The organism is Pseudoalteromonas sp. MB41, from assembly GCF_020966275.1.
Taxonomy (GTDB): Bacteria; Pseudomonadota; Gammaproteobacteria; order Enterobacterales; family Alteromonadaceae; genus Pseudoalteromonas; species Pseudoalteromonas lipolytica.
On record NZ_JAJJZF010000002.1, the window covers coordinates 34,935 to 58,510 of the forward strand.

At 41.1% G+C, this 23,576-nt stretch carries 23 protein-coding genes and 1 tRNA gene; 15 read left to right on the forward strand and 9 right to left on the reverse strand.

Annotated features, from left to right (window positions below):
- Positions 1-47: 47 nt before the first annotated feature.
- Entirely contained in the window at positions 48-1,481 is a 1,434-nt protein-coding gene (gene pyk, locus LPA49_RS03770) for a pyruvate kinase (RefSeq protein WP_036968210.1), read from the reverse strand.
- A 422-nt stretch (positions 1,482-1,903) separates the two neighbouring features.
- Here pyk and gndA point away from each other — a divergent pair, with 422 nt between their 5' ends.
- Complete coding sequence (gene gndA, locus LPA49_RS03775; protein WP_065979966.1) at positions 1,904-3,277, forward strand: NADP-dependent phosphogluconate dehydrogenase; 1,374 nt, start codon at positions 1,904-1,906, stop codon at positions 3,275-3,277.
- A 70-nt stretch (positions 3,278-3,347) separates the two neighbouring features.
- Here the strand turns inward: gndA and ansA are convergent, their stop codons facing one another.
- Both ansA and sppA read right to left on the reverse strand, forming a co-directional pair.
- A complete protein-coding gene (ansA, locus tag LPA49_RS03780) occupies positions 3,348-4,358 on the reverse strand; it encodes an asparaginase (RefSeq protein WP_036968216.1) in 1,011 nt (336 codons plus the stop codon).
- 58 nt (positions 4,359-4,416) lie between these two features.
- Positions 4,417-6,282, reverse strand: coding sequence for a signal peptide peptidase SppA (gene sppA / locus LPA49_RS03785; protein WP_180310854.1), 1,866 nt, complete (start codon positions 6,280-6,282; stop codon positions 4,417-4,419).
- 198 nt (positions 6,283-6,480) lie between these two features.
- Here sppA and LPA49_RS03790 point away from each other — a divergent pair, with 198 nt between their 5' ends.
- From LPA49_RS03790 to LPA49_RS03820, 7 genes are all read left to right on the forward strand, one after another.
- Positions 6,481-8,442, forward strand: coding sequence for an FAD-dependent oxidoreductase (locus tag LPA49_RS03790; protein ID WP_036968222.1), 1,962 nt, complete (start codon positions 6,481-6,483; stop codon positions 8,440-8,442).
- A gap of 62 nt (positions 8,443-8,504) precedes the next feature.
- Positions 8,505-9,206, forward strand: a complete 702-nt coding sequence (locus tag LPA49_RS03795; RefSeq protein WP_180310853.1) for a DoxX family protein — start codon at positions 8,505-8,507, stop codon at positions 9,204-9,206.
- Positions 9,207-9,267: 61 nt separating this feature from the next.
- Entirely contained in the window at positions 9,268-9,816 is a 549-nt protein-coding gene (locus LPA49_RS03800; RefSeq protein WP_074989591.1) for an NAD(P)H nitroreductase, read from the forward strand.
- Positions 9,817-10,016: 200 nt separating this feature from the next.
- Positions 10,017-10,394 (forward strand): hypothetical protein, encoded by a 378-nt coding sequence (locus LPA49_RS03805; RefSeq protein WP_036968230.1) that lies wholly within the window; start codon positions 10,017-10,019, stop codon positions 10,392-10,394.
- Positions 10,395-10,467: 73 nt separating this feature from the next.
- Positions 10,468-10,558, forward strand: a tRNA-Ser gene (locus tag LPA49_RS03810).
- A gap of 53 nt (positions 10,559-10,611) precedes the next feature.
- Positions 10,612-11,013, forward strand: coding sequence for a hypothetical protein (locus LPA49_RS03815; RefSeq protein ID WP_051501762.1), 402 nt, complete (start codon positions 10,612-10,614; stop codon positions 11,011-11,013).
- A gap of 71 nt (positions 11,014-11,084) precedes the next feature.
- The gene (locus LPA49_RS03820) at positions 11,085-11,702 is read left to right on the forward strand and encodes an FKBP-type peptidyl-prolyl cis-trans isomerase (protein WP_180310852.1); all 618 of its coding nucleotides are present in this window, start codon (positions 11,085-11,087) and stop codon (positions 11,700-11,702) included.
- A 62-nt stretch (positions 11,703-11,764) separates the two neighbouring features.
- On the opposite strand, the gene fur is transcribed toward LPA49_RS03820, so the two are convergent.
- The 5 genes from fur to LPA49_RS03845 form a co-directional block, all read right to left on the reverse strand.
- Positions 11,765-12,208 (reverse strand): ferric iron uptake transcriptional regulator, encoded by a 444-nt coding sequence (gene fur, locus LPA49_RS03825; protein WP_036968236.1) that lies wholly within the window; start codon positions 12,206-12,208, stop codon positions 11,765-11,767.
- A 190-nt stretch (positions 12,209-12,398) separates the two neighbouring features.
- Complete coding sequence (fldA, locus tag LPA49_RS03830; RefSeq protein ID WP_036968238.1) at positions 12,399-12,926, reverse strand: flavodoxin FldA; 528 nt, start codon at positions 12,924-12,926, stop codon at positions 12,399-12,401.
- Positions 12,927-12,940: 14 nt separating this feature from the next.
- Entirely contained in the window at positions 12,941-13,219 is a 279-nt protein-coding gene (gene ybfE / locus LPA49_RS03835) for a LexA regulated protein (protein ID WP_004586673.1), read from the reverse strand.
- Between the two features lie 2 nt (positions 13,220-13,221).
- Complete coding sequence (locus LPA49_RS03840; RefSeq protein WP_036968243.1) at positions 13,222-13,443, reverse strand: DUF2788 domain-containing protein; 222 nt, start codon at positions 13,441-13,443, stop codon at positions 13,222-13,224.
- A gap of 96 nt (positions 13,444-13,539) precedes the next feature.
- On the reverse strand, positions 13,540-14,307 hold the full coding sequence (locus LPA49_RS03845) for an alpha/beta fold hydrolase (protein ID WP_036968246.1): 768 nt from the start codon (positions 14,305-14,307) through the stop codon (positions 13,540-13,542).
- Positions 14,308-14,438: 131 nt separating this feature from the next.
- Between LPA49_RS03845 and seqA the strand changes: the two genes are divergently transcribed.
- The 7 genes from seqA to LPA49_RS03880 all read left to right on the forward strand — a co-directional run bounded on the left by seqA (position 14,439) and on the right by LPA49_RS03880 (position 22,300).
- A complete protein-coding gene (gene seqA / locus LPA49_RS03850) occupies positions 14,439-15,035 on the forward strand; it encodes a replication initiation negative regulator SeqA (protein WP_036968250.1) in 597 nt (198 codons plus the stop codon).
- A 16-nt stretch (positions 15,036-15,051) separates the two neighbouring features.
- Entirely contained in the window at positions 15,052-16,689 is a 1,638-nt protein-coding gene (pgm, locus tag LPA49_RS03855; protein ID WP_075593545.1) for a phosphoglucomutase (alpha-D-glucose-1,6-bisphosphate-dependent), read from the forward strand.
- Between the two features lie 81 nt (positions 16,690-16,770).
- Positions 16,771-17,826 (forward strand): succinylglutamate desuccinylase, encoded by a 1,056-nt coding sequence (gene astE, locus LPA49_RS03860; RefSeq protein WP_180310851.1) that lies wholly within the window; start codon positions 16,771-16,773, stop codon positions 17,824-17,826.
- A 269-nt stretch (positions 17,827-18,095) separates the two neighbouring features.
- Entirely contained in the window at positions 18,096-19,310 is a 1,215-nt protein-coding gene (locus tag LPA49_RS03865) for a thiamine pyrophosphate-dependent dehydrogenase E1 component subunit alpha (RefSeq protein WP_036968259.1), read from the forward strand.
- A complete protein-coding gene (locus tag LPA49_RS03870; RefSeq protein WP_036968262.1) occupies positions 19,310-20,287 on the forward strand; it encodes an alpha-ketoacid dehydrogenase subunit beta in 978 nt (325 codons plus the stop codon). Before LPA49_RS03865 ends, LPA49_RS03870 begins: the two co-directional genes overlap by 1 nt.
- An 8-nt stretch (positions 20,288-20,295) precedes the next feature.
- Positions 20,296-21,867 (forward strand): dihydrolipoyllysine-residue acetyltransferase, encoded by a 1,572-nt coding sequence (locus LPA49_RS03875; protein ID WP_230235614.1) that lies wholly within the window; start codon positions 20,296-20,298, stop codon positions 21,865-21,867.
- Positions 21,868-21,961: 94 nt separating this feature from the next.
- Positions 21,962-22,300, forward strand: a complete 339-nt coding sequence (locus tag LPA49_RS03880; RefSeq protein WP_065979958.1) for a DUF805 domain-containing protein — start codon at positions 21,962-21,964, stop codon at positions 22,298-22,300.
- Positions 22,301-22,354: 54 nt separating this feature from the next.
- Here the strand turns inward: LPA49_RS03880 and LPA49_RS03885 are convergent, their stop codons facing one another.
- Positions 22,355-23,527: a putative manganese transporter gene (locus tag LPA49_RS03885; RefSeq protein ID WP_180310849.1), complete on the reverse strand. Its 1,173-nt coding sequence runs from the start codon at positions 23,525-23,527 to the stop codon at positions 22,355-22,357.
- Positions 23,528-23,576 lie beyond the last annotated feature (49 nt).

Genomic DNA, 23,576 nt, shown 5'->3' on the forward strand with positions numbered 1-23,576 from the left:
AAAAAGGCGCAAAATTAATTTTGCGCCTTTTTTCGTTATATTGGTTTTTATACAGTCACAATTTTCATCGTGTTAGTTGCACCAATGGTTTCCATAGCGTCACCGTGAGTTAATATTACAGTGTCACCTGTGGCTAAAGAGCCTTGCTCAACAAGCGTGTTTAACGCATCACGAACCATGTTGTCTTTTTCACATTTAGTTGAGTCAAAGTATACAGGGTAAACGCCACGATAAAGTGCTGTTTGACCTAATGTACTTGCATGACGAGACAGCGAATAAATAGGTAAACCAGAGCTGATACGCGACATAAGTTTAGCCGTGCTACCAGATTCAGTCAGTGTGATAATCGCTTTCACTGAGTCAAGGTGGTTAGCAGCATACATGGCTGAAAGTGCAATAGATTCAGCGTTAGAAGAAAAACGGCTATCTAAACGGTGTTTAGAGACGTGCGTTTCTTTTTGTGACTCGGCACCTAAACATACACGCGCCATGGTTGCGACTGTCTCTTCTGGGTAGTCACCTGCCGCTGTTTCTGCTGATAACATAACCGCGTCAGTCCCATCAAGCACTGCGTTGGCAACGTCCATAACTTCTGCACGTGTTGGCATTGGGTTATCGATCATTGATTCCATCATTTGCGTTGCCGTTACTACTGTACGGTTTAATGAGCGAGCGCGTCTAATAATAAGCTTTTGCTTACCCACAAGGGCAGCATCACCAATTTCAACACCTAAATCACCACGCGCCACCATTACAGCATCAGAAGCTAGGACGATATCATCAATTGCTTCAACGGTTTCAACCGCTTCTGCACGCTCAATTTTAGCGAGTAACTGCGCGTTCGAACCTGCCGCTTCGGCTAGTGAACGTACATAGCGCATGTCATCACCACTGCGTGGGAAAGAAACTGCAATATAGTCAACACCAATTTCGGTTGCTGTGATTAAATCTTCTTTGTCTTTCTCGGTGAAAGCCGGGGCCGTTAGACCACCGCCTAAACGGTTGATGCCTTTATTGTTCGAAAGCACGCCACCCACAGTGACTGTGGTATGCACTAATTCACCTTCAACAGAGTCGACAGTAAGTTGAATTAAGCCATCATTTAACAGTAGCAAATCACCTGATTTTACATCGTTTGGTAATTCTTTGTAGTCAATACCCACAGCGTTTACGTCGCCTTGGCCTTTTTCCATTTTTGCGTCTAGCGTAAATTTAGCACCTACTTCTAAGTTTACTTTTCCATCTTTAAATGTAGAAACGCGAATCTTAGGACCTTGTAAATCAGCAAGTATTGCAACGTGCTTGCCTAAACGCTTTGCTATATCGCGTACAGCTTGAGCACGGTCTTTGTGATCTTGAGCAACGCCATGTGAGAAGTTCAAACGAACAACATTTGCACCTGCACGAATAATTTTTTCTAGGTTGTTATCGCGATCGGTTGCCGGTCCAAGTGTCGCAACAATTTTTGTGCGTCTTAGCATCAAATTCTCCTGTGCGCTTAATCGATGTTAAGCGAATTGATGGTTTACTATTAAAAAGTCGTGCTAAAAGCCTTGCTAATGGGCTTATACAACGGCACGGTGTAGAACTCATAGGTAAAAAATGTGTTTTTTAACTATGAGTATCTGAATCCATGTATTATTGAATCATAATACAAAAATTGAATGACGATATTATGACACCGGTGTCAGGTAGCGTCAATACACTTAACTTTTAAATGGGTATTATAAAAATCTGGTCCGATGCCTGCGTTATTTTGATATAATTTGAACAACGTCGCTTTTAAACACACTGATTTTTACCAAGTTGGCTTGGATGCTCGCATTTTTGGGCTGCTTGGGTATAATGCGCGCGTATTTATTTTGATTAACTAACCAATAGTTGTTACCGAGGAGGACACTAAATGCAAGTTGCATTAGTAGGGTTAGGCGTTATGGGTAAAAATCTTGCCCTCAACCTGATTGAAAAAGGGCTGACATTAGTAGCGTACGATAAGAACCCTGATGCGGGTGCTGAGTTACTAAGCTGTGCGAAAGCACTCGGATTGGCAGACCGTTTACATATTGTGTCTGATTTAAATGATATGGTTAGACGTTTAGAGCCGCCTCGTTCAATTTTACTTTTAGTTCCTGCTGGTGAATTGGTTGATAAAGTATGTACTGAGCTTGCGGAAGCAGGCGTCGAGTGTGATGACATCATCGTCGATTGCGGCAATAGTAACTATAAAGACGGTATTAGCCGTAAACTTAAGTTCCAAAATAAATTTGAATTCGCCACAATGGGGATCTCAGGGGGTGCCGAAGGCGCACGCCATGGTCCTGCAATGATGGCCAGTGGATCAGAAGGCGGCTGGGAGCGTGTTGAGCCGTGGTTTGAAAAAGTTGCAGCAAGTTACAAGGGTGAGTCGTGTTTTGCGCGTGTAGGGCAATCTGCAAGCGGTCACTTTGTAAAAATGGTGCACAACGGTATCGAATATGCGTTGATGCAGCTTATTGCAGAAATGTATCAACTGCTTCGTTTGGGCACTAATCGCACGCCAAAAGAAGTTGCCGACATTTTTAATGATTGGTCTGAAGGAACATTAAATAGCTACCTACTATCAATCTCTAGTCATATTCTTAGCCTTCAAACAACTGAAGGTGAGCCTTTAGTTGACTTAATTGACAATAAAGTTGGGGCCAAAGGCACTGGATTATGGACAGCACAAAATGCGCTTGAGTTAGGCATTGCAGTGCCTTCACTGGTTGCTGCGGTACAAGCTCGCCATTTAACAAATACATGTGATACGCATGCTGCAAAAGAAATGACCTATGCAGCCAAAGCAACTAACACTGTTGAGTTAGACCTAGAAGAATTAAAAGACGCGTTTACGTTGGCAAGTTTACTGGCTTACCGTCAAGGTCTTGCGCTTATCAAAGGTGCATCACGTGCGCACCAATGGAAAGTTGATCTTGCTAAAACGTTACAAACGTGGCGAGCGGGTTGTATTATTCGTGCCGATTACTTAGATAATGTTGCTGAAGGCGTAGAGTTTATTGATTCTATGCAGCGTGAATCAGCTGCACTTCGTAAAGTGACAGGGGCGGCAGTTGCTTCTGGTCTTGCATTCCCTGTGTTAACTGCAACACAAACGTATATTGCAACACTTACAACACCAAGCAATGGACATTTGGTTCAGGCACAGCGTGATTACTTCGGTGAGCACGGTATCAAAACACACAGTGGAGAAGTTTGCCATTTAACTGATTTAGTCGATATTGACGAAAAAGTCCGTTAATGAGTTGAATTACTCACCATCATGAAAAAAGGCACCGTACGGTGCCTTTTTAATATCTAAAACGTTAATTTTATCGACTCAACTCACCACGTAGGTTGTCTTGCATAAGATGGCGCACTGTTTCAACTTCAAGCTTTTGGCTAAATAAGTAATGTAACTTTGTTAAACAGGCTTCTAAAGTCATGTCATAGCCACTGATAACACCACAGTTGAGTAATGCATTACCGGTGGCATACCCGCCCATGTTGACATGTCCTTTTAAACACTGGGTAAGATTAACAATCACCATGCCACGCTTACTAGCCTCATTGAGGATGTCTAGAAAGGCAGGGTCTTGTGGTGCATTGCCAACGCCAAAGCTTAATAATACAAGCGCTTTAATGTTATCGTTAACCAAGCTTTTTACAACCTCAGGACTGATCCCCGGATATAAATACAGCACGCCAATTGGTTGTGGAGTAATGTTAGATACTTGCAGTTCGTTATCGACATACGGGCTCAATTGCCCCTTGATTAATTGTATATTGATACCTGATAACGCTAACGGTTCAAGGTTAGGTGAAGCAAACGCGTCAAAACCATCTGCGTGTGCTTTTGTTGCTCTATTACCACGGAACAGTTGGTTATTGAAAAACAGGCTGACTTCAGCAATAGGGTAATTCGCTGCTAAGTACATAGCGTTTAGTAAATTAACTTGACCATCAGAGCGAAGCTGTGACAAAGGAATTTGTGAGCCTGTGACAATCACGGGTTTGGTCAAATTTTCAAACATAAACGATAAAGCCGATGCCGTGTAGGCCATTGTGTCAGTGCCATGTAATACGACAAAGCCATCATAGTCTTGGTATTTACTTTTGATATCGTCAGCAATAAGTTGCCAATGTGCCGGTGACATATCGGATGAATCAATCAAAGGGCAGTATTCGTGAATATCAAATAAAGGCATTTCATCACGATTAAACTCAGCATTGTTGACCACTGTTTCGGTTAAAAAGCCTTCAGCAGGAACATAGCCCCGGCTCGATTTTTTCATCCCGATTGTGCCGCCTGTATAGGCGATATATATACGTTTACGTTTCATAAAAAAGCCCAGTAAATTAACTGGGCTTAGTATACCTAAAATCGCGTTAGTTAGTAACTTATTGAATTACATTACACACTAAACAGCGTGCATAGACACCTTGTGGGTCGTTGTAATCTTTTAAATTATCAATTTCACTACTCAACTGCTTAACAAGGCTTTGTAAGTTAGCTTGTGTTGCAAGCACAGAGTCAGAAGACTGCGACTTAGCTAAGAATGCTTGTACAGCAGCGGTACCAAAAATATCCTGTAGCATTTGCTCTTGGGGTGTTAAAGATTGTTTGATGGTTTTAACATCGTAATGCTTTAATTTTGCAAGTTCTGCTGCAGCTTCAATCGCATCTTGTTTGTCACCTAGTTTATCAACTAAGCCAAGCTCTTTCGCCTGAGTGGCAATCCACACACGCCCTTGGGCAATTTTATCAACTTGCTCAGGAGTCATATTTCGCGCTTCGGCTACAACGTTTAAGAAGCGTTTGTAGGCATTTTCTACACTGAGTTGAATGATGTCGGCCATTTTTTCATCCAGTGGGCGAGCAATAGAGAAGCCTGCTAAATCAGTGGTTGCAACACCATCTGAATAGATACCTAACTCAGCCATGGTGTTTTCAAATGTCATGAAAGTACCAAAAACACCGATTGAACCTGTAATCGTACTTGGCGCTGCCCAAATCTCATTTGCAGCAGAGGCAATCCAATACCCCCCCGAGGCCGCAACAGAACTCATTGACGCAATAACCGGTTTTCCTGCGGCTTTAAGTGCCAGAACTTCAGCACGAATAACCTCAGAGGCAAACATGCTACCACCACCTGAGTCAATACGCAGAACCACAGCTTTTACTTTATCATCTAAGCGCGCTTTGCGAAGTAGGGCTGCGGTAGAATCACCGCCAATTTCACCGGCTTTACGTTCACCATCAACAATCGTGCCTTTTGCAACAACTACCGCTACTTTTTCGGTAATAGGGTTATCAAATTCGATAGGAGGTTTAACCAGCGATAAATATTCACGGAAGCTCACTTGCTTAAATGTTTTACCGGTTTCTTCTGTACCGACTAGGTCAATAAGTTGCTGGCGAATTTGTTGAGATGTTTTTAGTGAATCAACCCATTGATTGTTTAAGGCATAGTCACCTGAATTTCCATCCACTGCTTGCATTTTTGCAAGGTAAACATCCATATCTTCGTCAAAGTTACTTTCATCAAATGGGCGAGAAGCGGCAACATCTGACTTATATTCGTTCCAAAGTGCAGTTAACCATACTTGGTTGGCTTCTTTTGCTGCATCTGACATATCATTACGAATAAATGGTTCAACTGCTGACTTGTACGTACCTACACGGAAAATATGCTGTGTTACTTTTAGCTTTTCAAGGGCGTCTTTAAAGTAAAGCGGGAACATGCCGTAACCTTCAATGCTTACACCACCATAAGGGTGCATAGACACTTCATTGGCATGCGCTGCAATATAGTACTGTGCTTGAGTGTAGTAATAGCCTGTAGCAATAACTTGTTTACCAGCGTTTTTGAACTCATCAATCGCTTTTGTTATTTGTTTAAGCTTATTGATATGCGCGCTTGGCATTTTTTGAAGATCTAGCAACATAACAGAGATACGGTCATCTTTTGCAGCTTGGTTGATAACTTCAATAATATCATCAAGCAAAATCTCAGAAGGTGCTTCTTTGCCCATAGTCGCATCATTAATGGCTGCTTCTACAGGGTCAACATAGGTTTTCTCTTCAACGATAGGGCCATTTAAGTTTAGGCGCAGTACGGTTCCATCCGCGACTTTAACTTTGTCTTCTTCGCTAGTAATAGCGACAATAAAGAGTATTACTAGTATTAAAAATAATAGGTTTAGAACCAAACGGCGGGAAAAGTTTATCCCAGTCCATATGCCTTTAAATATCTTTGCTAGCAAAATAATTCCTTAATTCAGTACAGCTTAGTAGTAATCCCATCTTAGCTTAGAATAATCTGAAATTTAACTGTTAAATAGTAACAGAGTGTTTAAAACGAGAAATTGCGACAGTTAATTACTCGCTAAAAGTTGATTATTCTGGGTTATTACCGCAGAATCTAAACATCATAGAGGTTCGACCAGTTAACGGGGCAGACAATGTTAGAACAAAAATTACAATTACCGCATACCGAACTTCGTAATCGTTTGGTTATGGGCTCAATGCACACCGGTCTTGAAGAGGGCTGGCATAATCGTAAACGGTTACGCGCATTTTATGAAGCACGTGCTAAAGGAGGCACAGGCTTAATTATTACCGGCGGGTATAGTCCGAATTTACGCGGTAAACTTACTCCTTTTGCATCAACGTTTAGCTCATATTATGACGTTGTTAAACACCGTGCTTACACTGAAGCAGTACACCAGCATGGTGGGAAAATTTGTTTACAGCTTTTGCATGCAGGGCGTTATGCCTACCATCCATTTAATCATGCTCCTAGTGCGATTAAAGCGCCAATAAACCCATACAAACCAAAGGCGATGTCGCTTGGTGCCATTAAAAAAACCATAAAAGATTTTGCAAGCTCAGCGCGCTTAGCCGAAAAGGCGGGCTACGATGGTGTTGAGATCATGGGCTCAGAAGGCTACTTAATTAATGAGTTTATGGCGAATCATACTAATAAGCGAAATGATGCTTATGGTGGTAGCTTAGAAAACCGAATGCGCCTAGCTGTTGAAATAGTGAAAGCAGTACGCGCAAAAGTCAGTGAAAAATTTATTATTATTTTTCGTTTATCAGTGATGGATTTAGTTCCTGACGGTTCTACTCCTGATGAAGTAAAGCAACAAGCTTTGGCGCTTGAAGAAGCCGGCGTTGATATCTTTAATACAGGTATAGGTTGGCATGAGGCTCGCGTTCCAACGATTGCCAGTATGGTTCCTCCTGGCGCATTTAAAGAGGCGTCAAAACGTTTAAAAGACACGGTCTCAGTTCCTGTGGTTGCGGTAAACCGTATTAACACCCCACAGATTGCTAATAGTATTTTAGCGGCAGGAGAGTCAGACCTTATTTCGATGGCAAGACCACTTTTAGCTGATCCTGAGTTTTTTAATAAATACGTAAATAATAAAACTGAGCAGATAAATATTTGTATTGGTTGTAATCAGGGTTGTTTAGACCACGTATTTAAAAATAAACGTGCGACCTGTTTAGTGAACCCTCAAGCTGCATTTGAGCTTGAATATAGCCTAGAAAAAGCCGCGTCATCACGTTTAGTGTTAGTGGTAGGTGCAGGACCAGCTGGCCTTGCTGCGAGTTGCTATTTAGCGCAAAAAGGGCACAAAGTAACGCTCATTGAGCGTAAAGAGCAAATGGGCGGCCAGTTTAATTTAGCCATGCAAATACCCGGAAAAGAAGATTTTAATCACACGCTAAATTATTTCACTAATGAACTTAAGCGTTTAAATGTTGAATTAAAATTGGGCACTGAGTTTTCAGATAACATGCTAAATCAATACGATGATGTTGTCTTTGCGACCGGTGTTAGACCTCGTGAAGCTAAAATTGAATGTGCTGATGGTAAGCGTGTTTTTGCCTACGATGAAGTGATTAGAGGTGAGGTTGAACTGGGTGAAAAAATTGCGATATTAGGCGCTGGAGGTATCGGTTTCGATATGGTGGCCTTTTTAAGTGAGCATAAAGATCAAACCATTGAAGAGTTTAAAACTCAATGGGGAATAGAGTGTGAGCCACAACCTCACAAAGATAATCGCCAAATTTATATGCTAAAACGAAGCTCAGGTCGCTTTGGCAGTGAGCTGGGTAAAACGACGGGTTGGATCCACCGCCAAGTAGCAAAACAGCATGGTGTTAAACAAATTGCTGACTGCCAGTACATCAGTTTTGATAACCAAGGGTTAAAGATTACCGTAAAGGGTGAAGAACAGATACTTGATGTTGATACAGTGATTGCCTGTATTGGTCAGGTGTCTAACAGTGAACCATTTGCAGCGGAGGCTGAAAACGCAAAAGTGCATGTGATAGGTGGTGCAAAACTGGCCGCGGCCATTGATGCAAAACGCGCTATTTTTGAAGCATTGCAAGTCGCACGCAAAATCTAACTGAAAGATAACCACATTGTTAGCGGTCTTATTGATTAATCTATTTTAGTCATGAGACCGCTATGCACATTACACATACCTACCAAACAATCTTCAAACGTCTGCAGTGTTTAGAGGGGATACCCGCTTTAATTTTTCGCTTAATCTTAGCGCCGGTGATGATAATCGCTGGATTTAACAAGTTAGCGTTGAGCGGAGATGTTTCGCATTTTTACCAATATTTTCTCGCATCTGATGACATCGTTACATGGTTTGGTAACAAAGAATGGGGCTTAGGTTTACCGATGCCTGCACTACTGGCATTTTTGGCCGCATGGGCAGAGTTTCTTGGCGGTATACTGCTATTTTTGGGGCTGTTTACACGTCTTACAGCTATTCCATTAATGATCACGATGTGTGTGGCTGCGACTAGCGTACACGGTGATAATGGCTGGTTTGCTGTCACGCCTACAGATGCCAGTACCAGTCCTGCAAGAGTATTAAGCTGGCTACAAATACCAGGTGCACAAGCAAGCTTAGACAACTCCTCTGCGGCAGCTGAGCGCTTAACAAAAATGCGCGACTTATTAGAAACCCACGGTTTTACTGATTATTTATATGAAACAGGGCGCCCTGTGATTTTAAATAACGGAATGGAGTTTTCTGTTATTTATTTTGCGATGCTGTTAAGCCTATTTTTTACAGGCGGGGGACGCTATGTCAGTCTCGATTACTGGTTTAGCAGAAAGTACTGTAATCGCTTTATTGATAATGAAGTTAAATGATAAGCTTACATTTTATTGCCTGTATTAACGGGCATCGTATTTAAGAATTTACGGAATAATAATGGACGCTTTAACGCTTTTACAAACACGACAGTCAGATCCACGTTTAATTTCACCGGGTCCAACAGAAGAACAGCTTTCAATTATTCAGCGCGCTGCGATTAAAGTCCCCGATCATGGTTGTATTGCGCCGTGGCGTTTTATCGTGGTGGAAGGCGAAGCACGCCATAAATTAGGTGAGATCTATCACCAAGCCGCTATCGAAGAGCAGCAAGATGACCGCGTAATTGAACGGGCAAAAGAGCTCCCCCTCAGAGCACCTATGGTGATAATCGCAATTGCCGATGTAAAAGAAAACCCAAAAGTACCGCGCATAGAGCAGGTGCAAAGTGCTGGGTGCGCTGTGTTAGCAATGCAACAAGCTGCATTCGCTCAGGGATTAGGTGGCATTTGGCGCACAGGCTACTTTGCGCAAAGTCCAGCTGTTAAACACGCGCTTGGTTGCAAAGCAGAGGATGAAATTGTCGGCTACTTGTATATAGGCACACCTGAGGTAGATATTAAAAAGCCCATTCGTCATAAACCAGACACTTTTTTTGAGAAACTGTAAGTTAAGGGAACTTTTTAGCATCACAAGAGTCATACCTGATTAAGCTTGCTTATGTTACTTTTTTTCAAGTTGTGGCTTTGCTGTAAGAAGCGCTTGGATGCAAAAACTTAATTATTCTTCTTCAGTATGTTTTTTAATCGGTTGTTTTTTGTTAACGTATGGATAGTCTTAGAAAAATAACGATAAAGAAGACGAGAAAAATGGGAAACTTATTTTTACGTGAAAAAGAAAATTGGTTCGCTTGGTCTCTTTGGGGCATTGTTGGTGCAGTGATCACTTTGTTTGTTGCACTCTCGACAAAAGCACCTCAGTTTTTAGGTTTATCAGCGGTCGGTGTTTTGTTTCTACTTACCTGGTGGATGCACAGTACAAAACGTTTTGATTTTGGGCGTGCGTTTAAAGTCTGTTGTTATGTTTTAACGTTTAGCAGTCTACCGGCCTTTTTACTCGTGATTGTGCCAAATCACAATATGAATAAAATAGACATTATTGTTCAAACACTCGGCTTTGCACTAATCAGTTTATTCGTCTGTTTAATTTGTTCATGGATTGCCCGCAGACCAAAGCAATATTATTGATTTAAATTTTTTAGGCTTTTTTACAGTTAAGTCTTTACAATGAAAGCTGTAAGCACTATTATTCGCGCCGTACGGAGAGATGGCAGAGTGGTCGAATGCACCGGTCTTGAAAACCGGCAGGGGTTTGTAGCCCCTCTAGGGTTCAAATCCCTATCTCTCCACCATTATTTTTAAAAAACCGCCTACAGGGCGGTTTTTTGCTATCTGGAGATAAGTCATGTCAACAAGCGAGTCTTCGTCTACTTTTAAACACCTTATAAAACATATTCTGCTTTGGAGTGTTTTTTCTTATTTTTATCATAGCGGCGTGAATGTTCTAGTTGCTATGGCACATGATGCAAAGCCAGAGCATGGTTTACTCACATCGATTGCTTATGGCATCGGTTTTAATGTGCTGGTTGGTCACTTAATTGGAAAATATGATAAGCATTGGCCTGTTATAGCTGCACTGTATATCGCATCAGTTGGCTTGTTAATTGTGCCACTTGTTATACTCGGTAAAGCAGGATTGATGGATGTTTATTTTATTGTCGCAATGATCTTAAGTTTACCAACGTCAACCTTTGTCATTGAAAAAATAAAGCAGCGAATTAGTTTAAACACTGAGCAAACGCAGTAAACTAAGCATTATTCGTTGTTTTTTTATGTTAGTATAAATGCATCTTTTAACTAATAAACGTGAATTTAAACATGTCAGATATTTTTACAACAGACGCTGAAAAAGCAAGCTACGGTATTGGTTTACAAATGGGTGAGCAACTTAAAGCTAACCCTTTTGAAGGTTTAAACCTAAACTCAGTTTTTGAAGGTATGAAAGACGCATACGCAGGAAGTGATTTCCAAGTTGAGATCCCTGCAATTCAAGCTGCTTTCGAAAAAATCAATGCAGAAATCCAAGCTCGTCGTGAAGAAGAAGCTAAAGTACTTGCTGCTGAAGGTGTTGCGTTCTTAGAAGAAAATGCAAAACGTCCAGAAATTACGGTAACTGAATCAGGCTTACAGTACGAAGTATTAACAGCGGGTGAGGGTGAAAAGCCAACTGCTGAGTCTACAATTCGTGCTCATTACCACGGTACATTAATTAACGGTACTGTTTTTGACAGCTCTTATGAGCGTGGTCAACCTGCTGAATTCCCAGTAAGCGGTGTTATCAAAGGTTGGACTGAAGCGGTACAAATGATGGGTACTGGTTCAAAATGGCGTTTATACGTACCACACGAACTTGCCTATGGTGAGCGTGGCGCAGGTGCTGCAATCACACCTTTCTCAACATTAATCTTTGATGTTGAGTTACTAGAAATTATCTAATTAATTTCTACAGACATAAAAAAACCTGCTTAATGCAGGTTTTTTTATGTCTAAATCAAATTTTAACTATTTGATTCAGCGAACTCTTTGCACTTAGCAGTGTCTTCGCATTCACCATAAAGGTAAAGAGAGTGGTTTGTTAGTTTAATACCGTTCTCTTTTGCGATTTCTTCTTGGCGACGTTCAATCGTATCATCTTCGAACTCAACAACTTTACCACATTTTAAACACACTAAGTGATCGTGGTGAGTACTACCCGATAATTCAAAAACTGACTTGCCACCTTCAAAATGATGACGAGATACAATACCTGCATCGTCGAATTGGTTTAAAACACGATAGACAGTTGCAAGACCAATCTCTTCGCCAATGTCTAACAGAATTTTATAGACATCTTCAGCGCTGATGTGTTGGTTGTCTGGAGATTGTAGAATCTCTAAAATTTTAATACGCGGCAGTGTTACTTTTAACCCTGCTTTTTTTAATTCCAAGTTGTGATCAGTCATTAAATCTGTCTCAATTTTATTTATTTATACTAGGCATCATAAAGATGCACACGACACATTAGCAAATATTAGAATAACGTGCCTAGTTACTAAGTGCAAAGAACAATTCGTTTAATTGCCGATTTTTTAGACAAAAATGAACTGGTTGTGCATCTTTACATCAGCTAGTAAATGCGAGTAGTACTTGTTATTAATCAGCAAGTTCTGCTAAACACATTTCTTCATAAACTTGAGCACACCACTCTTTAACACGCTTTTCAGTAAGTTCTGGCTGACGGTCTTCATCAATGCCTAGGCCTACAAAGTGATTATCATCAATGACCGCTTTTGAGGCTTCGAAGTCGTAACCTTCAGTAGGCCAGTGACCCACAACTATAGCACCACGTTCAGTAACGATATCGTTGATCATGCCCATCGCATCTAAGAAATACTCAGCATAGTCTTCTTGGTCACCGCAACCAAAAATAGCAACAAGTTTACCATCGAAGTCTACTTCTTCTAACTCAGGGAAAAAATCATCCCAGTCACATTGCGCTTCGCCATAGTACCAAGTGGGGATACCGAATAACAATAAATCGAATTCAGCAATCTCTTCTTTAGAACTTTTTGCAATATCGTGAACAGCAACGAGCTTTTTACCTAATTCTTTCTGAATCATTTTTGCTACGTGTTCAGTATTGCCTGTATCGCTTCCGAAAAAAATACCTACGCTTGACATGGATTTAAAACCTTCTATCTATCAATAGCCAATCTTTCTTGTAAAATTGTTTCAATCAACGCGCTACGGCTAATATTCTGCGCATCGGCCATATCGCTTAGTGCTTGATATAACTGTGATGAAACCTTAAATTCTACACGCTTTAAACCACGTGCTTTGTCTCGTTTTATTTGATTACGTTTGTTGACTTTCAACTGCATGTCACGTGGTAGGGGATTTGTTTTTGGTCTACCAGGACGCTTTTCGTATTCAAATAAATCGGGTGTTGTTCTATCTGTTTCTGACTTTGCCATGCCTAGCCTACACCTGCGCCTTGCCAGAAGACTTGAATAAGTCCTTTTGCTATAAAACCAGAGCAGCCTAAAAATAGCACTAACCAAACGATGTATCGGCCAAATCGGGGCACGTCACCTTTCTTTAGTACGTCTTGAATTGCCATACCAATAAAAAAGAAAATGCCGGCTAAGCCAAAATACAACCCTAAGGTATCAAATTCGTTAATTAACTGACTGACCATCAACGTATAAACCTTCAAATTAAACGGCGCGTACTATACCACACAAAATCGTATTAATTTAGTGCGTACGATCAAAAACAGTGAATTTTATCGACGTTAATTCGAGGCTAAAAAATCACTGATTGCTTTATTTACAGCAAGCGGTTTTTGAGCATGAAGCCAATGACCCGCACCATGAATTATTTTTGCCTTTGAATTTGGAAATAACGCCATAATAACAGGGCGATGTTCAGCTAAAATATAGTCTGAATCATTCCCTTTAATGAATAAAGTATCACATAAACAAGAATCATTTTCATCAAGTTGTGCTAAAATATTTTCATATTGTTGGTCTAAAACAGCTAAGTTAAACCGCCACTGATACTGGCCTTGTTCATTTTTGGCAAAACTTTTTAATAAGAATTGGCGTACGCCAAGCTCGGGAATCTGTTTGGCAAGTATTTCGTCGGCTGCTTTTCTATCTGTAACGGCAGAATTAGCAACATCGTTCAAACCTTTGAAAATAGCGCTATGGCGAGGTTTGTTAGCCACTGGCGAAATATCCATAACCACTAGTTTTTCAACGCGTTCTGGGTAGCTAAGTGCTAATTGCATAGCCACTTTACCGCCCATTGAATGGCCAACAATATGTGCTTTATTGATATTTAAATGGTTCAGTAACTCTAAAACATCGGCAGCCATTACCGTATAGTTCATGCTATCACTGTGGAATGATTTACCATGATTACGTAAATCGATATTGGTCACTGTGTAATTTTCTGACAGTGCTTTCGCGATGACATTTAAGTTTTCTAGCGAACCAAATAATCCGTGGATCAAAACAACATGCGAACCTTGGCCGCTTTGCTGGTAATTTAATAGCATTTTTAGCTCCTATTTTAAGTGGCGCTATTTTGCCTAGTGAAATAACAAATTGCAAAACATAGAGAATTGCTGCGAGCTTAGGTATAATCATTGCGAACTTTTAAAATGTGACCCGTAAAGACAGGAATAACATGAAAAAAATCGACATAGACGACGAGTTATATCAATACATCGCGAGTAATACGCAAAGTATTGGTGAAAGTGCATCAACCATTTTGCGTCGTTTATTAAACCTTTCTGATGGCACTTTAACGACCAGTCATTCAACGACGACAAACACTGAACAAGAAATCAGCGTTGTTGAATCAGAAGAAGACACGGAACAACACACAGAATCAGCAGCGCCTGAATCAAAAAGCCAACCAGCTGTCACAGCAACGACATACGCTAAAGGTAATGTATTCAATGTGCTTAATAAAGAAGAGCTAGCGATGCAAAAAGGCGTTGTCGGCCGTTTCTTATTTATTTTGGCTGCTTTGTACAGAACACATAAAGACGATTTTGTTAACGTGCTTGAAATTAAAGGACGTGACCGCGTTTATTTTGCCACAAGTAAAGAAGCGTTACTTGAAAGTGGCAGCAGTATGAACCCGAAAAACATCACTGATACAGAATACTGGGTGATGACAAACTCTAATACTACGCGTAAAAAAATGATGCTTCATGAAGTCGCCTTGTGCCTTGGTTACACGGCTGATGAAGCAGAAAAGATTCGTGATTACTTATAATCAATAAGGAAATATTATGGCGATTCATCCAGATGCAGGTAAAACTGCACCTCAAGAAAGCTTAGTCAATGTACCAAAGCTGGTTTCAGCCTACTATTTAAATGAACCAGACCTAGAACAAAATCCAGAGCATTGCGTTGCCTTTGGTACGTCTGGCCATCGTGGTTGCTCGTACGATGTAAAGTTTAATGAGTCGCATATTTTAGCGATCACCCAGGCTATTTGTGATTTTCGTAAAGAAAACGATATTTTTGGACCACTTTTCTTAGGTAAAGATACACACGCATTAAGTGAAGCGGCATTTAACTCTGCAATCGAAGTCCTTGTTGCTAATGAAGTACAAGTGATTACGCAAGAGAATGATGAATACACACCAACGCCGGTAATTAGCCACGCGGTAGTGTCACATAATAAAGTGAACCAAAATGAGTTAGCTGACGGGATTGTTGTTACACCTTCTCATAATCCACCCGAAGATGGCGGTTTTAAGTATAACCCGCCAAATGGTGGCCCAGCAGATACAGACGTTACCAAATGGATTGAAGACAGAGCAAATCAACTCTTATTAGAAGACCTTGTTGAGGTGGAGTTATTTCCTTTTGCAAAAGCGTCTCGCTCAGGCTTTATTAAATATCAAGACTTGATCACGCCGTACGTTAATGATTTAGAGAATATCATTAACTTGAAAGCCATCAGTGACGCTAAAATTAAAATTGGTATCGACCCACTAGGGGGGTCAGGTATTAACTTTTGGCCAGTGATTGCCGAAAAATACAATTTAGACCTAACGGTCGTAAATAAGTCAATCGATCCACGTTTTGCATTTATGCCGCTTGATAAAGACGGTAAAATTCGTATGGATTGCTCGTCACCTTACGCCATGGCGAATTTAATTGCCCTGAAAGACGATTACGATATCAGTATTGGTAATGACCCAGATTACGACCGTCACGGTATTGTGACACCGGATGGTTTAATGAATCCGAACCATTTCCTTGCTGTTGCGATTGATTATTTATTAAATCACCGCGATTGGTCTGCAGATGTGGCAATTGGCAAAACGCTTGTTTCAAGCGGCATGATTGATAAGGTCGTTGCGCGCAACAACCGTAAAGTAAAAGAAGTGCCGGTTGGCTTTAAATGGTTTGTTGAAGGGTTAAGTAGTGGCGCTTTAGCCTTTGGTGGCGAAGAAAGTGCAGGTGCCTCATTCTTGCGCTTTGATGGTACCGTGTGGAATACAGACAAAGACGGTTTCATTCTTGGCTTACTAGCCGCTGAGATCTTAGCGGTAACAGGCAAAACACCTTCAGCGCTTTACAAAGAGCTTGAACAAGAGTTTGGTGCGCCGATTTATAAGCGTATCGATGCGCCTGCGAATGCTGAACAAAAATCGCGCCTAAAAGCGTTATCAGCTGACGATGTGAAAGCCAATACACTTGCAGGTGATGAAATCATTCAAAAGCTGACCCATGCACCGGGTAACAACGCGGCGATAGGTGGTTTAAAAGTCGTAACTGAAAATGGTTGGTTTGCTGCGCGGCCTTCAGGTACGGAAGATATTTATAAAATTTACCTTGAATCATTCAAAGGTGAAGAACACCTCGCATTACTAGAAAAAGAAGCCAAAAAATTAGTTGATTCTGTTATCCGCTAATTTATCTTTCTTTTTTATTATAACGGCTGATTTAATCAGCCGTTTTTGTATTCTACTCTCACGTAATATTAGGATCAGACCATGAGCTACTCATCAGCTACTTACCTGGATGCGCTTAAAGCGTCGGGTGATTTTCTAAGCTTAACTCGTGAAAACGAATTTTCATTACCTTATTCATCATTCACGTTAACGAATGGGACAAATGTGACTGTCCATGACACAGGGATTATCGAGTTTCAGCCTGCAACAGCAAGCAATAAAGATATTGTGTTATCAAGTGCGATACACGGTAATGAAACAGCGCCGATTGAAATTTGCGATCAGTTAATTAGTGCAATAATTAAAGAAGAGATGACCTTAAAACAACGCGTGCTGTTTATTTTTGGTAACCCAAAATCAATAAATATCGGTAAGCGATTTGTTGAAGAAAACTTAAATCGTTTATTCAATGGTCATCATACCCAAGAGGGCATTGCTTCAAACCCTGAGCGTGTGCGCGCAAAACAATTAGAAGATGTTGTCAGTGACTTTTTCAGTCGTGGCAGCGAAGGTAGCGCGCGTTGTCATTATGATTTGCATACTGCTATTCGTGGTTCAAAAAATGAAAAATTTGCTGTGTATCCGTACTTACATGGCAAACCGTGGAAAAAATCACAATTGCAGTTTTTATTAAGCTGTGGCGTAAACACCGTATTAATGATGAAGTCGGCAGCGACAACCTTTAGCTACTACTCGTCATTTGTCCATGGCGCTGACTCATTTACCGTTGAGCTCGGTCAAGTTAAAGCGTTTGGTGAGAATGATATGTCACGCTTTGCGAAAACCAAAGAAACTTTAATTGCATTAATTAGTCAAGAAAGTGTTGAATATGGTTGTTTTAATGCATCTGATTTTGAGCTTTTTTCAGTTTATAGAACAATAAACCGAACGTGCGAAGACTTTAGTTTTCCATTCGCAGATGACGTAGAAAATTTTACGGGCTTTGCGAAAGGTGAATTATTAGCAACTGATGGTCAGACCAGGTATGTGGCTGAGGTTGAGGGTGAAGCTATAATCTTCCCAAATGCTGATGTAGCCTTAGGTCAGCGTGCATTATTGACGGTTATTCCAATGCAAGTTGATAGCAACTTTATTTAAAATAGTTGCATTTACACCCACCAAAATACAGTTAACTATATGATATTAAATAAAATTTATTGTTGTATAGTTAACTTTCCATGCATGTTTAGCGATTTATCGACTATTCGTCTATGATTAGTTGAATAACAACTTACGTTAACGTAAAGTGTCGGCAGTTTAATTTAAATAGATTGAAAATTACGCAAACTTTATCCTTACAGCTTTTGCTGATAAAAATTCAAATAAGGGCAGTAGCGTATGTATCTGACAACGAAAGAAGGTAGGTTATGAGTAATCCAAATAACGTATCGCTGAATATTAATCATGAACTGTCATTTATTGATGGTCACGCATTAAAAATCCCTACATTAAGCATTCTTAATGAGGAAGGCGACATCTATGAAGGTGCAACAGCACCTGATATCGACAAAGACACCGCAATTCGTCTTTATGAGACAATGCGATTTATTCGTGCGCTTGATGAGCGTATGCAAGCGGCACAGCGTCAAGGTCGTGTTAGTTTTTATATGCAATGTTTAGGCGAAGAAGCGGCGGTGACTGCCTCGGCTGCAGCGCTTGATCAAAATGACATGATTATGGCGCAGTACCGCGAACAAGCGGCATTACGTTATCGTGGTTTTAGCCTAGACCAATTTATGAATCAGATGTTCTCGAATGAGAAAGACTTAGGTAAAGGTCGCCAAATGCCAATACACTATGGCTCTCGCGAACTTAACTATATGACTATATCGTCGCCGCTAGGGACACAAATCCCGCAGGCTACGGGTTACGCATACGGTCAAAAAGTACGTCACATTGATGCAGAAACGGGTGATTTAAACAGCACGATTGATAACATCACTATTTGTTATTTTGGTGAAGGTGCTGCCTCAGAAGGTGATTTCCATGCTGGTTTGAATATGGCTGCGGTTCATAAAGCGCCTGTTATCTTTTTTGCACGTAACAATGGCTATGCGATTTCAACGCCTGCAGATGAGCAATTTAAAGGTGACGGTATTGCATCACGCGGTGTTGGTTATGGCATTAAAACTATTCGAGTTGACGGTGCAGATGCACTTGCTGTCTATGCTGCGACTAAGAAAGCACGTGAAATCGTTACAACCCATGGTGAGCCGGTACTGATTGAGTCGATTGCTTATCGACTAGGTGCACACTCTACGAGTGATGATCCAAGTGGTTACCGCAGTAAAGACGAAGAAGCCAAACATCAAGGTTGCCCAATTGAGCGTTTTCGCAAGTGGTTACTTAAGCAGGGGTGGTTAGATGAAGCCCAAGATGCGAAAGATAAAGAAACCATTCGTGAAGAAATTTTAGCGGCACTTAAACGTGCAGAAAAAGTGGCGAAACCAGCGTTAGAAGAACTTATCTCTGATGTATACGATACGCCAATTCCATCACTGCAAAAACAATACGAAGAATTAAAACAACACATTTTGCAGCATCCTGATGCTTATCCAACGACTGCAGGGAGATTAAAGTAATGGCTAAAATGAACATGCTTCATGCAATTAATTCTGCCCTTGATATTACCATGGCAGAGCACCCAAATGCCTGTATTTTTGGTGAAGATGTTGGCTATTTTGGTGGTGTATTCCGTGCAACCTCAGGCTTACAAGAGAAATACGGTAAGCATCGTGTATTCAATACACCTTTGACTGAGCAAGGTATTTTAGGTTTTGCCAATGGCCTTGCTGCATTCGGTGCGCCTGCATTAGCAGAAATTCAATTTGCTGATTATATTTTCCCTGCATTTGACCAAATTGTGAATGAATCAGCTAAATTCCGTTACCGCAGTGGTAATGAATTTAACGTGGGTAATTTAACAATTCGCACGCCGTATGGTGGCGGGATTGCAGGTGGTTTATATCATTCACAATCGCCTGAAGCTTATTTTGCACATACCCCAGGTTTAAAATTGGTTGTGCCACGTAACCCTTATCAAGCTAAAGGTTTATTACGTGCATCAATCAAGGACAACAACCCGGTTCTTTTCTTTGAGCCTAAGCGTTTATACCGTGCATCAACCGGTGAAGTGCCTGAAGAAGATTACAGCATTGAGCTTGGTAAAGCCGAAGTTGTTCAAGAAGGTACTGACGTTACCTTACTTGCTTGGGGTGCGCAGATGGAAATCATTGAAGACGCAGCGAAAAAAGCAGCTGAACAGGGTATAAGTTGTGAAGTTATTGACTTACGTACAATTTTACCTTGGGACGTTGAAACAATTGCTAAATCTGTTACTAAAACAGGACGCCTAATTGTTAGCCACGAAGCGCCAATTACCAATGGTTTTGGGGCCGAGATTGTTGCGACTATTCAACAAGAGTGTTTCTTACACTTAGAGTCGCCAATTGCGCGTGTGTGTGGTTTAGATACGCCGTACCCACTCGCCCTTGAAAAAGAATATGTGCCAGATGCGCACAAAGTGCTTGCTGCGATTAAGCAATCAGTTGAGTTTTAGGAGTCAGTATGTCTAAAGATTTTATCTTACCAGATATCGGCGAAGGCATCGTAGAGTGTGAAATCGTTGAGTGGTTAGTTGCAGAGGGTGATACGGTAAAAGAGGATCAGCCTATTTGTGACGTAATGACCGACAAAGCACTTGTACAAATTCCAGCAGTGCACGATGGTGTGATCAGCAAGTTATATTACGCAAAAGGCGATATTGCAAAAGTGCATGCTCCTTTATTTGCAATGGATGTTGATGGTGAAACGCCAAGCCAAACAGTTGAAGCAGCAGACGATACCGCTGCACAGCCAACACCGCAAACTGCAACCTCAGGCTCGTATTTAGAAGACTTTATCTTGCCAGACATTGGTGAAGGTATTGTTGAATGCGAAATCGTTGAGTGGTTAGTCAGCGAAGGTGATGAAATAGTAGAAGATCAAGCCGTTTGTGATGTGATGACAGACAAAGCTTTGGTTCAAATTCCGGCTAAATACACGGGTAAAGTCGAAAAGCTTTACTATCAAAAAGGCGATATTGCTGCGGTACACAGCCCGTTATTCCAAATGAGTATCGAAGGTCATACTGCCGAGCCTGATGTCAGCTCAGCGGTTGTTAAAGCACAAACTAACGCGGCCAATAAACCTTCAGAAAAACCAGCAACGCCTGCTGCAAATAAACAGCTTAACAAAAAAGCAGTTGCATCACCGGCAGTGCGTCGTAAAGCCCGTGAGCTAGATGTTGATTTAACGCAAGTGCCAGGTTCGGGTAAAAATGGCCGTATTTATAAGCAGGATATTGAAGACTTCTTAAATGAGGGTCAAAGCCAAGCACGCACTGAAACTGTTTCGTCAGCAACATCACAATCAACACCTGTGGTAGCGACAGGCGGAAGCCGTGTTGAGCCAATTAAAGGCATTAAAGCAGCGATGGCTAAGCAAATGGTTGCGTCAGTATCGACAATTCCTCATTTTACATTCTGTGACGAAATCGATTTAACAAAACTTATTGCACTGCGTACTGATTTAAAAGAGCAGTATAAACAGCAGGGCGTTAAGCTCACTATGATGCCATTTTTTATCAAAGCGTTGTCGCTTGCAATTAAGCAGTTCCCAGTGCTTAACTCGCAAGTAAACGATGAGTGTACGGAGTTGACGTACTTTGATGATCATAATATTGGTATGGCAGTAGATTCGAAGATTGGTTTATTAGTGCCTAATATTAAATCATGCCAGTCGAAGAGCATTGTTGATGTTGCAAATGAAGTTACTCGTTTAACAGAAGCCGCTCGTGATGGTCGTGTATCACCTGATGACTTAAAGGGTGGAACAATCAGTATTTCTAATATTGGTGCGATTGGAGGCACAATTGCAACCCCGATCATCAATAAGCCTGAGGTGGCAATTGTCGCATTAGGTAAATTACAGCATCTACCGCGCTTTGATGAAAATGGTCATGTGGTATCGGCAGCTATTATGCAAGTGAGCTGGTCTGGTGACCACCGTGTTATCGATGGCGGTACTATTGCTCGATTCAATAATTTGTGGAAATCTTACTTAGAAGATCCCGCAAAAATGATGATGGCAATGAGCTAATTTATTCGTTATTAAAAAACCAGCTTCGGCTGGTTTTTTTATGTATGATGTTTAAGTGAATGTGTATAAATAACGATATTTTACAAGGAATTAAATGGAGCACTTTAAAGAAGCGTTGAATAGATATGCCGACTTTACCGGGCGCATACGTCGTCAGTCATATTGGATGTTTATCCTCTTTTACCTGCTATTTGCGATGCTTTGCGGCTTAATTGATAGCTTACTAGGCGAAGAGATTATTAGCAGTATTTATGCATTAGCGCTTTTTATACCATCATTAAGTGCAACCACCAGACGTCTTCATGATACTGGCCGGTCAGGTTGGTGGCAACTCTTGTATTTATTACCTGTTGTTGGTGTGCTTATCGTTATTGTGTTCTGTGTTTTAGACTCAGAAAAAGAACACAATCAGTACGGCCCATGTCCTAAATAGCACTCGTCACACAATGCCCTGTTTTCATAGGGCATTGTGCGTTTAATCTCTACACTAAAGACCGTAAAAATATAAACCGTAACCAACAATCAAGGCTGGGATTGACGAATAAACAGTGGCGACCACTGCGGCTCGTGGAGCCAGCGCTATTGCAGGGAACAGGGCATCACCATCATTAGAGATTGCGTTTGCAGCCATCGCGCTAAACGGAATAATGCCTTGAATATAAAGAGTCATAACGACAATTTGTGGTCCGCAACCCGGAAGCAGTCCTATGGCAACAGCTATCAAGGGGGCTAAATAGGCATAGTCAGAAAACCAACCAGTCAGGTCAACACCCACCACATTAACAAAAATCTCAAATACCATAAACGAAGCGACAACCCAGGCAGTCACGAAGTGTGTATCCATCAAGACTTTCGTTAACTTTGAAGGTGGGGTGCAGGGCGCTTCTTCGCTGGTAATTTGTTTGTAATTTTGACCTTTTGACGACAACGCCCAGATAACAACCACAAACAAGGCCATTATCGATCCAAACACACTGATGATATCGATAATAGGTTGGCTAAAAAGTGTTTGCTCAACATTCATAGCAATTAAAAAAGCGATGATCACACTTGGGATCAGTGAAAACTTCCAAATAGGTCGGCTAAATTGGATTGCTTTTGGCTGACATTGTGGCTCTTCAATATAGTCGCTTGGCTGTGAAGGCTGAAAGCGGTGCCGACTATGAAAAAGGTTAACGATTTGTCCGCTGATGATGCCCACACACACGCCTAAAAGCATCATAATAAGGCCATCAAGTGGGCGGGTTGCGAGTAGTAAAAATGCAGCATCACCCATTGTGGCTGTTAATACCGCAACCACAGAACCAAAGCTTGCTTGTCGTTTAGTAAATTGAGTGACAACAATGATTGCTCCGCCACAACCGGGTAATGCGCCCAATATAGAGGCAAAGCTCACCTCTAAAAAACCAGATCTTGCGCGTAAATAGCTTAATTGCAGTTGGGGAAGGCGATCAATTAAATAGTAATAGATTAATAGGGTTGCGGCTACGAAAACAGAAACCTGAAAAAAAGCATCGCTTAATGCTTGTAAGGTAAACCCGCGAGTTGCTGGTACAACAAGGGCAATAAGAATTAAAAGGGGCAAGAATAAGCGCTTATTGTCCGTAATATAACACCTCGCTTTTTGAGAAAAGAATCTCGATTGTGTTAATAAAATCATACAGTGCAACCTAAAAATTAATCAGATTACACTGTATTATTACTTTAAA